The 12,907-nt window shown below is 51.3% G+C and carries 12 protein-coding genes; 9 read left to right on the top strand and 3 right to left on the bottom strand.

The genetic code is table 11. The annotated features are described in order from the left end of the window. Positions 1 to 35: 35 nt before the first annotated feature. From ydgT to nth, 8 genes are all read left to right on the top strand, one after another. Positions 36 to 251 (top strand): transcription modulator YdgT, encoded by a 216-nt coding sequence (gene ydgT, locus B4923_RS09050; protein ID WP_109054238.1) that lies wholly within the window; start codon positions 36 to 38, stop codon positions 249 to 251. A gap of 205 nt (positions 252 to 456) precedes the next feature. After that, a complete protein-coding gene (gene rsxA / locus B4923_RS09045) occupies positions 457 to 1,038 on the top strand; it encodes an electron transport complex subunit RsxA (protein WP_109054031.1) in 582 nt (193 codons plus the stop codon). Further along, positions 1,038 to 1,616, top strand: a complete 579-nt coding sequence (rsxB, locus tag B4923_RS09040) for an electron transport complex subunit RsxB (RefSeq protein ID WP_109054030.1) — start codon at positions 1,038 to 1,040, stop codon at positions 1,614 to 1,616. The genes rsxA and rsxB overlap by 1 nt, the downstream gene beginning before the upstream one ends. Then, positions 1,609 to 3,504: an electron transport complex subunit RsxC gene (gene rsxC, locus B4923_RS09035; RefSeq protein ID WP_109054029.1), complete on the top strand. Its 1,896-nt coding sequence runs from the start codon at positions 1,609 to 1,611 to the stop codon at positions 3,502 to 3,504. Before rsxB ends, rsxC begins: the two co-directional genes overlap by 8 nt. Further along, on the top strand, positions 3,505 to 4,575 hold the full coding sequence (gene rsxD, locus B4923_RS09030) for an electron transport complex subunit RsxD (RefSeq protein WP_109054028.1): 1,071 nt from the start codon (positions 3,505 to 3,507) through the stop codon (positions 4,573 to 4,575). It begins immediately after the preceding gene. 9 nt (positions 4,576 to 4,584) lie between these two features. Continuing rightward, positions 4,585 to 5,214 carry an electron transport complex subunit RsxG gene (gene rsxG / locus B4923_RS09025; RefSeq protein WP_109054027.1) on the top strand — a complete coding sequence of 210 codons (630 nt, stop codon included), beginning with the start codon at positions 4,585 to 4,587 and terminating at the stop codon, positions 5,212 to 5,214. Next, positions 5,215 to 5,916 carry an electron transport complex subunit E gene (locus B4923_RS09020; protein WP_109054026.1) on the top strand — a complete coding sequence of 234 codons (702 nt, stop codon included), beginning with the start codon at positions 5,215 to 5,217 and terminating at the stop codon, positions 5,914 to 5,916. Continuing rightward, positions 5,913 to 6,548, top strand: a complete 636-nt coding sequence (nth, locus tag B4923_RS09015; protein ID WP_109054025.1) for an endonuclease III — start codon at positions 5,913 to 5,915, stop codon at positions 6,546 to 6,548. Before B4923_RS09020 ends, nth begins: the two co-directional genes overlap by 4 nt. 145 nt (positions 6,549 to 6,693) lie before the next feature. Here the strand turns inward: nth and cysB are convergent, their stop codons facing one another. Both cysB and topA read right to left on the bottom strand, forming a co-directional pair. After that, on the bottom strand, positions 6,694 to 7,668 hold the full coding sequence (gene cysB, locus B4923_RS09010; RefSeq protein WP_109054024.1) for an HTH-type transcriptional regulator CysB: 975 nt from the start codon (positions 7,666 to 7,668) through the stop codon (positions 6,694 to 6,696). A 353-nt stretch (positions 7,669 to 8,021) separates the two neighbouring features. After that, complete coding sequence (gene topA / locus B4923_RS09005; RefSeq protein WP_109054023.1) at positions 8,022 to 10,619, bottom strand: type I DNA topoisomerase; 2,598 nt, start codon at positions 10,617 to 10,619, stop codon at positions 8,022 to 8,024. Positions 10,620 to 11,153: 534 nt separating this feature from the next. On the opposite strand from topA, the gene B4923_RS09000 reads away from it, so the two are divergent. Next, positions 11,154 to 11,423: a YciN family protein gene (locus B4923_RS09000; RefSeq protein WP_109054022.1), complete on the top strand. Its 270-nt coding sequence runs from the start codon at positions 11,154 to 11,156 to the stop codon at positions 11,421 to 11,423. A gap of 57 nt (positions 11,424 to 11,480) precedes the next feature. On the opposite strand, the gene sohB is transcribed toward B4923_RS09000, so the two are convergent. Then, positions 11,481 to 12,527 carry a protease SohB gene (gene sohB, locus B4923_RS08995; RefSeq protein ID WP_109054021.1) on the bottom strand — a complete coding sequence of 349 codons (1,047 nt, stop codon included), beginning with the start codon at positions 12,525 to 12,527 and terminating at the stop codon, positions 11,481 to 11,483. Between the last annotated feature and the right edge of the window lie 380 nt (positions 12,528 to 12,907).

The following is a 12,907-nucleotide window of genomic DNA, read 5'->3' as shown; positions in this document are numbered from 1 at the left end:
GTCATCTCAACTACATAACTATTAGCTCATTCATTATGACCGCTCATGACTATTTGCTAAAATTCAGAAAAGTCAGCACCATAGAAAGTCTGGAAAAACTTTTCGATCATCTCAATTACTCTCTGACAGATAATCAAGAAATCATCAATATGTATCGCGCAGCCGACCATCGTCGGGCCGAATTGGTTTCTGGCGGAAAATTATTTGATTTGGGATGCGTACCTAAATCAGTATGGCGTTATGTGATGTAATCCGTTGATGATATGATCCCCCGCTTCGAATAGTTATGCATCCGCACGTACCTGTGGCTATCGCGTTTTCCCGACGGATAGCCTTTTCTGACCCAGAATATTGATGCAGATACTCCGGTTTTCGCCTATACCCCTACTTTGGGTATGTTGTCGAAAGCCCGACAATGCCCGATAATATGCGGGTTTTGTTTTTTTAGGCACTGTAATGACCGAATACGCTTTATTATTTGTTAGCATCCTCCTGGTAAATAATTTCGTTCTGGTGAAATTCCTGGGGCTGTGCCCGTTTATGGGCGTGTCCAAAAAACTGGAGACGGCGATTGGCCTGGGGATGGCAACCACATTCGTCATGACCCTGGGATCGATGTTTTCCTGGTTGGTCAACGAATTTATTTTGTTGCCGCTGGATATTCTTTATCTGCGGACCATGGCGTTTATTCTGGTATTAGCGTTTGTCGTGCAGTTTTCCGAGATGTTCGTGCGTAAAGTCAGTCCTGACCTCTACCGTTTGCTGGGGATTTTCCTGCCGTTGATTACCACCAATTGCGCGGTTTTAGGCGTGGTATTACTTAACGTGAATATGTCGCATGGTTTTCTTCAGTCAACCGTTTACGGTTTTGGCGGCGCGGTGGGCTTCTCTTTGGTCATGGTGCTGTTTGCCGCCATTCGCGAGCGTATCGCGGTTTCTGATGTTCCTGCCCCGTTCCGCGGGAACGCTATCGCATTGATCACCGCCGGATTGATGTCGCTGGCATTTATGGGCTTTACCGGTCTGGTGAAATTCTGATGACAGCTATCTGGATCGCTATTGCCGCGTTAAGCTCGCTCGCGCTGTGTTTCGGCCTCGTCCTTGGCTACGCCTCCCGACGTTTTCAGGTGGAAGGCGATCCTATGGTCGAACAGGTCGAAGCCATGTTGCCGCAAAGCCAGTGCGGCCAGTGCGGTTATCCCGGCTGCCGCCCTTATGCGGAAGCGGTATGTCTGAATGGTGAAAACATCAATAAGTGCGGGCCAGGCGGCGAAGCCATGATGCTGAAGCTGGCTGAAAAGCTGAATATCGATCCCCAGCCCCTCGACGGTGATAACGCCGTGCTGAATCCCGAACGTAAAGTGGCGTGGATCGATGAAAGTAACTGTATTGGCTGTACGAAATGCATTCAGGCTTGCCCGGTAGATGCCATTGTTGGCAGTACCAAAGCCGTGCATACCGTTGTCAGTGATTTATGCACGGGTTGCGATCTGTGCGTCTCACCCTGTCCGACAGACTGTATTGAGATGCGCCCCATTGCGCCCACGCCCGCCAACTGGAAGTGGGACCTCGATACGATTCCGGTTCGCGTTATTCAAGTAGAACAACATGCTTAAGCTGTTTTCCGCCTTTAAAAAAGACAGAATTTGGGGTTTCGACGGTGGTATTCATCCGCCGGAAATGAAAACGCAGTCCAGTCGGATTCCGCTGCGTCAAATTCCCTTGCCTGAACAGTTTATTATTCCACTGAAACAGCATCTGGGCCCTGAAGGGGAACTGTGTGTAAAAGTGGGCGAGAAAGTGCTGCGCGGTCAGCCATTGACCCTCGGCAAAGGGAGAACCCTCCCCGTTCACGCCCCTACATCCGGCACGATTAACGCTATTCGCCAGCATATGACGGCGCACCCTTCCGGCCTGCCAGAGTTGAGCGTCATCCTTATTCCCGACGGCGAAGACCGCTGGTGTGAACGCCATACGCTGGCCGATTACCGCACACAATCAGCCGATACGGTGCTGACTCATCTTCATCAGGCGGGAATTGCCGGTCTCGGCGGCGCAGGTTTTCCGACTGCGGCAAAATTACAGGGCGGCATGCGTGGGATCGAAACGCTGATCATCAATGCGGCGGAATGTGAACCCTATATCACAGCAGACGATCGGCTGATGCAGGAATGCGCCGATGAAATCGTACAAGGCATCGATATTCTTGATTCTCTGCTGCAACCTCAACGTATTCTTATCGGCATTGAAGATAACAAACCCGAAGCCATTGAAGCCCTGCGCCATGCATTGCGCCAGCGCAGCGATATACAGCTGCGCGTAATCCCGACCAAATACCCGTCGGGAGGCGCCAAACAGCTCACCAAAATTCTGACGGGCAAGGAAGTGCCCTTTGGTAAGCATTCTGCCGCCATTGGCGTACTGATGCAGAACGTGGGGACGACGTTTGCCATTAAACGTGCGGTTATCGATGGTGAACCGATGACCGAACGCGTCGTGACGCTGACCGGTGAAGCGCTGCGTCAGCCCGGAAACGTCTGGGCGCGGTTAGGCACCCCGGTACGTCATTTGCTTAAACACGCGGGTTTCCACGTCAATAAACAACCCATGGTGATTATGGGCGGGCCGCTGATGGGCTTTACGCTTCCGTCACTGGATGTGCCGGTGGTCAAAATCAGTAACTGCCTGCTGGCGCCGTCTTACACGGAAATCGAACCCGTTGCCGAAGAGCAATCCTGCATCCGTTGCAGCCAATGCGCCGACGCTTGCCCTGCCGGACTACTGCCGCAACAGTTATATTGGTTCAGCCGCGGACAGGAGCATGAAAAAGCCCGCAACCACCATTTGTTCGACTGCATTGAATGCGGCGCCTGTGCCTATGTTTGCCCCAGCAATATCCCGCTAGTGCAGTATTACCGGCAGGAAAAAGCCGAAATTCGGGCCATCGATGAAGAAGCCCAGCGCGCAGCGCAGGCCAAACTGCGCTTTGAAGCCAAGCAGGCGCGGCTCGAACGTGAAAAACTGGCTCGTGAATTGCGGCATAAACAAGCGGCCGCTGGCGTATCAACCGGCGATAAACAGGCGGTACAAGCAGCGCTGGAAAGAGTTCGCCATAAAAAAGCGGCCAACGTTGATGCGGTAATTGAAATCGTTCCGGATCAACAGCCAGACAACAGCGCCGCCATTGCCGCTCGCGCCGCGCGCAAAGCTCAGGCGCGGGAAAAACAATCCCTCGCGGAAACCTTAGCGCCTGATCGTTCAAACAATGCGGAAGCCGATCCTCGTAAAGCGGCGGTCGCCGCAGCCATTGCCCGCGTGAAAGCACGTAAGGCCGCACAGCAGGCTGGCGGCACCAATGCTGAGGCGGAACCCGTTACGCCGGATACCCCCGAAGACGTGGATGATAACCCGGTCGATCCACGCAAAGCCGCCGTCGCCGCGGCTATTGCCCGCGTGAAAGCACGTAAGGCCGCTCAAGCGGCATCGACGTTTCAAGAGGAATAAATGGCTTTCAAAATCGCGAGTTCTCCCTTTACTCACAATCAGCAACGCACTCAGCGCATTATGCTGTTGGTTATCGTGGCCTGTATCCCAGGGATGCTGGCGCAGTACTATTTCTTTGGATACGGCAACCTGATTCAGGTTGGCCTTGCGTCGGCTACCGCGCTGATCACCGAATCCGTGACAGCGTCACTGAGAAAATTCGATGTCCGCGCGACACTGGCCGATAACTCTGCATTGTTGACCGCCATTTTGCTCGGCATTAGCCTGCCGCCGCTGGCTCCGTGGTGGATGGTTGTCATAGGAACCGCGTTCGCCATTGTGATTGCCAAACAACTGTACGGCGGACTGGGTCAAAATCCGTTCAACCCGGCAATGATTGGCTATGTTGTCCTGCTCATCTCTTTCCCTGTCCAGATGACCAGTTGGTTACCCCCCGGCCCGCTTCAGATCATGCCGATCGGTTTCTACGACGCCCTGATGACGATCCTGTCCGGTCATACGCCATCTGGGTACTCTGCACAGCAGTTAATGCATACGGTCGATGGCATCAGTCAGGCGACGCCACTGGATACATTCAAAACGGGCCTGCACTCGGGTCATCTACCGCAGGATATTTTGCAACAGCCACTGTTCGCGCCAACCATTTTTACCACTGTCATGGTCGGTATCGGCTGGCAGTGGGTTAATATCGGTTTTCTCATCGGCGGGCTGTTTCTGCTGATTCGCGGAACCATACGCTGGCATATTCCGCTCAGTTTTTTATTTAGCCTGGTGCTGTGCGCTTCACTGGGTTGGCTACTGGCACCGGAAAAATGCGCACCGCCCGTTCTGCATCTGTTTTCTGGCGCCACCATGCTGGGGGCATTCTTTATTGCCACCGATCCGGTAACCGCATCAACGACCAATAAAGGCCGCCTGATTTTTGGTGCTCTGATTGGTCTGTTAGTCTGGTTGATCAGAACCTATGGCGGCTATCCTGATGGCGTGGCGTTTGCGGTATTGCTGGCAAACATTACGGTGCCATTAATTGATTACTACACTAAGCCGCGCGCTTACGGCCATCATCGCTAAGGATCTGCCATGTTTACCACAATGCGCCGCCATGCCATGACACTGGCACTGTTTGCCGCATTTACCACTGCATTGACTGCCGTGGTAAACAGTCTGACTGGGCCAACCATTTCCAGACAGGCGCTATTGCAACAAAAAATGCTGTTGGATCAGGTTGTTCCGTCTGATATGTATAACAACGACCTGCAACAGGAATGTTACGTTGTCACGAATTCGGCGTTGGGTTCAACATCCCCTCGCCAATTATTCATTGCCCGTAAAGATGGCATCCCCGTCGCGGCGGCAATAGAGAGCACCGCGCCCGATGGTTACTCCGGCGCCATACAGCTTCTGATCGGCGCCGATTTTAATGGCACTGTATTAGGTACCCGGGTCACAGAACATCATGAAACACCCGGATTAGGTGATAAAATCGAGATCCGCATTTCCGATTGGATCACCCGTTTTAACGGTCAAACGGTGCAAGGCGGCGATGATGCCCGCTGGGCGGTAAAAAAAGAAGGCGGCATGTTTGACCAGTTTACCGGGGCAACCATTACGCCACGTGCGGTCATCAATAGCGTGAAACGTAGTGCGCTGTATCTGCAAACGCTGCCGTCGCAGCTCGATACCCTGCCCGTTTGTGGAGAGAATAAATAGATGAGTGAAGCCAAACATATCCTGATTCAGGGACTATGGAAAAACAACTCGGCGCTGGTGCAATTGCTCGGCCTGTGCCCGTTGCTGGCGGTGTCCTCCACCGTAACCAATGCGTTAGGACTAGGGCTGGCAACCACGCTGGTACTGACTTGTACCAATATCGCGGTCTCCGCGCTAAGGCGCTGGGTTCCGGCGGAAATCCGCATCCCTATTTATGTCATGGTTATCGCCTCCGTAGTGAGTATGGTACAGATGCTGATCAACGCCTACGCCTATGGGTTATATCAATCGCTGGGAATTTTCATTCCCTTGATTGTGACGAACTGTATTGTTATCGGTCGCGCCGAGGCCTTTGCATCGAAAAATCCCGTCGGACTGTCGGCAATTGACGGCCTGGCTATGGGACTCGGCGCCACCAGCGTGCTGGTCGTATTAGGTTCCCTGCGTGAAATTCTCGGCAACGGAACATTGTTTGACGGCGCAGACCAGCTGTTAGGTCATTGGGCAACAGCACTGCGGATTGAAGTGGTTCACCTGGACTCGCCGTTCCTGCTGGCAATGTTGCCTCCTGGCGCGTTTATCGGTTTAGGGCTGCTGCTGGCGGCAAAATACCTGATTGATGAAAAAATGAAACAGCGTCGGGCCAGTGTCTCCGTTGTGACAAAAACGGCCTCTTCCGAGGCGGCAGGAGAACCATTATGAACAAGGAAACGCGGATTGAGATCTTAAGCAGACTGCGCGCCAACAATCCCCATCCCACAACGGAATTGAAGTTCAGTACCCCTTTTGAATTACTCATCGCGGTTCTGCTCTCTGCTCAGGCGACCGACGTCAGCGTTAACAAGGCCACGGCGAAGCTTTATCCGGTAGCCAATACCCCGGAAACGATGCTCGAATTAGGCGTTGATGGCATCAAAGCGTACATCAGGACCATTGGCCTGTTTAACGGCAAAGCAGAGAATATCATCAAAACCTGCCGTATTCTGATTGAGAAGCACCAAAGCCAGGTACCTGAAGATCGGGCGGCGCTGGAAGCCTTGCCCGGCGTTGGCCGTAAAACCGCTAACGTAGTATTGAATACCGCTTTCGGTTGGCCGACGATTGCCGTTGACACGCATATTTTCCGCGTCTGTAACCGTACTGGCTTCGCTCCGGGCAAAAACGTCGAGCAAGTAGAAGAGAAGCTGTTGAAAGTGGTACCCAAAGAATTTAAGGTCGATTGCCATCATTGGCTCATTCTTCATGGCCGTTATACCTGTATCGCCCGTAAACCACGCTGTGGCTCCTGCCTGATTGAAGATCTCTGCGAGTTCAAAGAAAAAGTTTACGCGTAGTCAATGCGCTACGCGGTTCCCTGAAAAAGCAGGCTTCGAAACCACAGCCATTGCAGTCTGACCAATACGGTTGGCTTAACTCCGCAAAAAGGCCAGATAGTTTGACTATCTGGCCTTTTTGTTTGCACCCTGTTCTTTACGTCAGTTACTTCACCGGCAGCGTAATATCTTTAAACATCGCCTCGATTTCATCATTAGAGCGTAACGCAACCGCGGTATCCACCACATCACGGGTCAGATGCGGGGCAAAACGCTGAATGAAATCATACATATAGCTTCTTAAGAACGTGCTGCGGCGAAAGCCGATTTTCGTCGTGCTGTAGCTGAAAATGCTGTTGGCATTGATAGTCACTAAATCGGTTTCTATCTGCGGATCGACCGCCATATTGGCAATCACGCCAACGCCCAATCCCAACCTGACATAGGTTTTAATGACATCCGCGTCGGTGGCCGTGAATACAATCCGGGGGGTCAGCCCTGCCCGATTAAACGCGGTGTCCAGCTCTGAACGCCCCGTAAAACCAAAGGTATAGGTGACTATCGGATAAGCGGCCAACTCTTCAATGCTAATGTCTTTCTTTGCAGCCAAAGGATGATCGGGCTTCACCACCACCGCACGATTCCAATGGTAGCACGGCAACATGATCAAATCGTCATAGAGGTGCAACGCTTCTGTCGCAATGGCGAAATCCGCCGTTCCCTTGGCCACCGCCTCCGCTATCTGCGTGGGCGATCCCTGATGCATATGCAGCGATACGCGTGGATAACGCTCAATAAATCCTTTTATTACGCTGGGTAGCGCATAGCGGGCCTGCGTATGCGTCGTGGCGACATACAGAGAGCCTTTATCTGGATAAGTGTGCTCGCCGGCAACAGCTTTAATGGCATCGACCTTGGAAAGGACTTCACGCGCAATACGGATGACTTCCTGTCCTGCGGGGGTGACCTGCGTCAGGTGTTTTCCGCTACGGGCGAAAATCTGAATGCCCAGCTCGTCCTCTAACATTCTGACTTGTTTACTGATCCCTGGCTGAGAGGTATACAAACCTTCAGCGGTAGAAGAAACATTCAGGTTGTGGTTAACAACTTCAACAATATAACGAAGCTGTTGCAGTTTCATAATTTATCCCATTCCCAATTGAATTGTGCGTGCGGTAGTTAAAGTCTGATGATGTTCCATTAACAGAAATATGCTTTGTTATCCGATACTCTGATGCATATACATGCATTTAATGTCATTTAATCATAAAAACAGTTTTTATATAACCACAATCGCATGATGTCCACAAAGAAATTGCGTGAAACCGGTCAAGGTTATATCAACGGACAATTATTCTCTCGGGTAAATCGCCATCCTCTTACCCAGATCAAAAAAAAACCAGCCTAAAAAGGCTGGCCTGAGTGAGTTTTAACGTTCATCTACCCACAGTATATCTCTGATGGGCAACCGTAAAAACATGATGGATAAACGGCTTATTTCTTGCCTTCCACCCATTTGCCATCGACGTAGAAAGCTGACCAGCCGGTGGCCTTGCCATCCTTTTCCGAAGAAACATACTGCTGCTTGGTCTTACGGCTAAAACGCACCATCGCTTTATTGCCATCCTTATCCGTTGCCGGCGCATCGGCCAGGTAACGCAATTTTTCAGGCAAACGATCTTTGAAGCGTTGTAATTCTTCAACCAGCGGCGCACGCGTCTCCCGAGATTTCGGAAACGTATTGGCTGCCAGGAAAACGCCCGCTGCGCCATCTCGTAAAACGAAATACGCATCCGACTTCTCACAGGGCAACTCAGGCAGCGGTACCGGATCTTCTTTCGGTGGCGCGACGTCGCCGTTACGTAAAATTTTACGCGTGTTGCCACAGGTCTCATTGGTACAGGCCATATACTTACCAAAGCGCCCCATCTTGAGGTGCATTTCCGAGCCGCATTTTTCACATTCAACAATCGGGCCGTCATAACCTTTGATACGGAATTCACCTTCTTCGATCTCATAACCATCGCAAGCCGGGTTATTACCGCACACGTGCAGTTTACGTTGATTATCAATCAGATAGCTATCCATAGCGGTACCGCATTTCGAACAGCGGCGACGCGCACGCAGCGCATTGGTTTCGGCTTCATCTCCCTCCAGCACATTCAGCACTTCTGCCTCAGGGATCAGATTGATAGTGCTTTTACAGCGCTCTTTTGGCGGCAGCGCATAACCTGAACAACCAAGGAAAACGCCGGTGCTGGCAGTGCGTATTCCCATTTTGCGTCCGCAGGTCGGGCAGTCGATGCTGGTCATCACCATCTGATTCGGCCGCATGCCGCCTTCTTCAGGATCCTGCTCCGCGGTTTCCAACTGTTTGCTGAACTCGGCAAAAAACTCATCCAGAACGGCTTTCCACTCCGCCTGATTATTCGCCACCTGGTCGAGACTGCTTTCCATACGCGCGGTGAAATCGTAGTTCATCAGTTCACGGAAGTTTTCTTCCAGACGATCGGTAACAATTTCACCCATTTTTTCAGCGTAGAAACGGCGGTTTTCCACCCGCACATAGCCGCGATCCTGAATGGTCGAAATAATCGATGCATAAGTAGAAGGACGGCCGATGCCGCGTTTTTCCAGCTCTTTTACCAATGAGGCATCGCTGTAACGCGCTGGCGGTTTGGTAAAGTGCTGCCCCGGCAACAGTTTCTGCAATGCAAGTTGCCCACCCACCGCTACCGTCGGCAAAGTACGATCTTCATCATTTTTACGCAGCGCGGGCATGACTTTCGTCCAGCCATCAAATCGCAACGTGCGGCCTTTGGCTCGCAGTTGGTAACCCACGGCTTCAACAATCAATGTCGTGGAATCGTACCGCGCCGGCGTCATCTGACAGGCGACAAACTGACGCCAAATCAGCTGATACAATTTCTGCGCATCCGCTTCCATGTCTTTTAAGCTATCGGCCAACACTTTCACATCTGAAGGACGGATCGCTTCGTGCGCTTCCTGTGAATTCTCTTTGCTGCTGTAGTGGTTAGCCGCCTCCGGCAGATAACGTTTACCAAATTCGTCGCCGATGTACCCGCGAACCATGGTTAACGCATCCTGACTCAAGTTGGTTGAGTCAGTACGCATATAAGTGATGTAGCCCGCTTCGTACAGGCGCTGAGCCATCATCATGGTCTTTTTCACGCCAAAGCCAAGACGGGTACTGGCCGCCTGCTGTAGCGTCGATGTGATGAAAGGCGCGCCGGGTTTACTGCTGGTCGGTTTATCTTCACGCTCGGCGACCACATAGCTGGCTTTCTCCAGCAGACTGACCGCTGCCTGTGTCTGAGCCTTATTAACCGGTTTAAATGGCTTGCCGTTGTGATGGGTGACCTGCATTTGCAACTGGTCATCATTACCTGACAGTAAATCGGCGTGCAGTTCCCAGTATTCTTCCGGAACAAATGCTTTTATTTCACGCTCGCGATCAACGATCAGGCGTACGGCAACAGACTGTACGCGCCCGGCGGACAATCCACGGGCAATCTTCTTCCACAGCAGCGGAGAAACCATGTAGCCCACGACGCGGTCCATAAAACGACGGGCCTGCTGGGCGTTCACGCGATCGATATTTAACTTATCCGGTTTCTGGAACGCCTGCTGGATGGCATTCTTGGTAATTTCGTTAAACACCACGCGGCTGAACCGCTTATCGTCACCACCGATGATTTCCCGCAGGTGCCAGGCAATGGCTTCCCCTTCGCGGTCAAGGTCGGTTGCGAGATAGATGTGCTCAGCGTTTTCCGCCAGCGTTTTCAGTTCAGAAACGACTTTTTCCTTGCCAGGCAAAATCTCGTAATTGGCTTTCCAGCCATGATAAGGATCAACCCCCATGCGATTGACCAGCGCGGATTTTTCATCCTTTTTGACCGTTTTTTTCGTTTTGTCTTTGGTTGAGTCTGCGCTCTTCTTACTGACTGAACCACTGGTCGGCAGATCGCGCACGTGACCGACGCTGGATTTCACCACGTAGTCATTGCCAAGATACTTATTGATCGTTTTGGCTTTTGCCGGGGACTCAACTATAACGAGAGCTTTACCCATATGTACTATTACCTGCTTAATTCTTCTGAAAATCAGATATCTTTTGGGGGCATCCACCAAAATAAACAAGGGCGGATGCTCGATTAATTGTGGATCACGGCGTTGCGGATTTATCCTGCGCGGGTGAACCTTTTTTTCAACGCGACGCCTGTAACCCTCTATTCTGTCTGAACATTAACGTTGTCTATCTACCACATTAAATCAGTGCAGACTGCCATGACGTAAAGAAATTATTCCACTGGCAGCACAAAATCCCACACTCTACCTGATAAATAACGCCACGCAACCTAATTAGCATGGAAACGACGTTTTAGCCAATCTGAACTGAATTCAGTATCGGCAAGCAAGTTGCTAAAATTTAGTACATTTGCGATAGCATCGTTTCACGCAGTACAATCTTTTCATCACGGGAAACATCACTATTGTTCTGGATAGCACGCACCGTAGTCGCTCCAGCATCGCGATCCTTAGCTGTTCAGGATTACGCTAAAAAGCCGACGATGATTAAAGTTTGAACACAGGAGTAGGTAATAAATGTCCAATGAATCTCAGATACGCGCAGAAAAAACCCCGATTGACCGTCAGAGTTTGCTGGCTGAAGCCAATTCAATTATTCAAAATCACGACGATTACCTGCACGGCATGCTCGCCGAGAGCGTAGAACAAAAAAATGACGTACTGGTCTTTCGCGGCGAGTTTTTCCTTGATGACAATGGGTTACCCACGCTCAAGACAACGGCGGTTTTCAATATGTTTAAACATTTGGCCCAGGTGCTGTCTGAAAAATATTATCTGATCGATTAAAAACAAATCGCCCGCGATAATTCGCGGGCGATGGCGTTACACGCTATATTTCCACGCTTACAGCAGCGGTTTATTGCCGCGCTGCCACCAGCGTAGCATTAATCGTTCCGCGGTATCCCCCGCGCTGCCTGTCAGGCGATCCAGCAGGCGTTTACGACGGGTGTAACGCACGTTGAGGACTTCGTGGTTCTCCATTTCGGCGATCAGCAGATCGTCACTGGTGCCAATCGCATCGACCAGCCCCAGATCCCTGGCCTGAGAACCGAACCAATGTTCACCGGTGGCGACGGAATCAATATCCAGCGAAGGGCGCATATCCTGCACAAACTGTTTGAACAGCCGATGAGTGACATTCAAATCTTCACGGAATTTTTCCCGCCCGGCCTCGGTGTTTTCACCAAACAGGGTCAATGTACGCTTGAACTCACCAGCGGTATGCAATTCAACATCAATATCCTTGTTCTTCAATAAGCGATTGAAGTTGGGAATTTGAGCGACCACGCCAATTGACCCCACAATGGCAAACGGCGCAGCGACAATGCGATCGGCTACGCAGGCCATCATATATCCGCCGCTGGCGGCTACTTTATCGACAGCGACCGTCAGGCGAACGCCGCCCTGTCGCAAGCGTTGCAGTTGCGATGCGGCCAGCCCGTATCCATGCACCACTCCACCCGGACTTTCCAGTCTCAGCAGCACCTCATCCTGCGGTTTCGCCACGGCCAGTACGGCAGAAATCTCTTCACGTAACGAACTTACCTCGCCGGCATCCATACTGCCGTTGAAATCCAACACATACAGACAAGGTTTTGCATTTTTTTCTTCACCGCGTTTCGCCCGCTGCTTATCTTGCCTGGCTGACGCTTTTGCTTTCTTTTTTTCTTGCCTGGATAACTGCTTACGCTCAGCGTCATTCATGCAGGCGGTTTGCATTTCCCGCTGCATATCACGGTACTGTTCGCTCAGATTAATCACCTGTAACTCACCTTTGTGCTGACGCTTTCGCTGTGATATGCCAAATGCCACAATCACCAGCGCGCCGATCGCCACCACGATGGTGAGCGCTTTAGCCAGGAACAAACCGTACTGAGAAAGTAATTCCACAAATACCGCCCTCATTAACTGAGTATTGAATATGATGTTGATTATTCTAACCAACTACGACATCAGCGTCGTGCGCTAAAGCGTTAACCTAACTGATGACGTGCGAGATGGCGATGTTATTCACATCGTTTCCTGCTTTCTACTGCTTTTTACCGCACCCGCGAGAGGGCGGGCAGGATATCCCGCCAATAAGAAATGGCGCCACTCTCATTGAAAACTCGCGTTATTTAAGGCATAACTCCTTTATCTTCATCCCCATTGGATGTCTTTGTTCAGCCGGATACCCTGGCAGTACAGCGATGGCATACCGCTAAATCATGGTGTCTGGCAGGTCTGTTATCTGAAACGTGGCATCAACACCGCCACGGTAAGAGGAATTC

Source organism: Brenneria roseae subsp. americana (assembly GCF_003115815.1).
Taxonomy (GTDB): Bacteria; Pseudomonadota; Gammaproteobacteria; order Enterobacterales; family Enterobacteriaceae; genus Brenneria; species Brenneria roseae.
The sequence above is the reverse complement of the archived record's forward strand: the minus strand, read 5'-3'. Positions and strand labels throughout refer to the sequence as shown.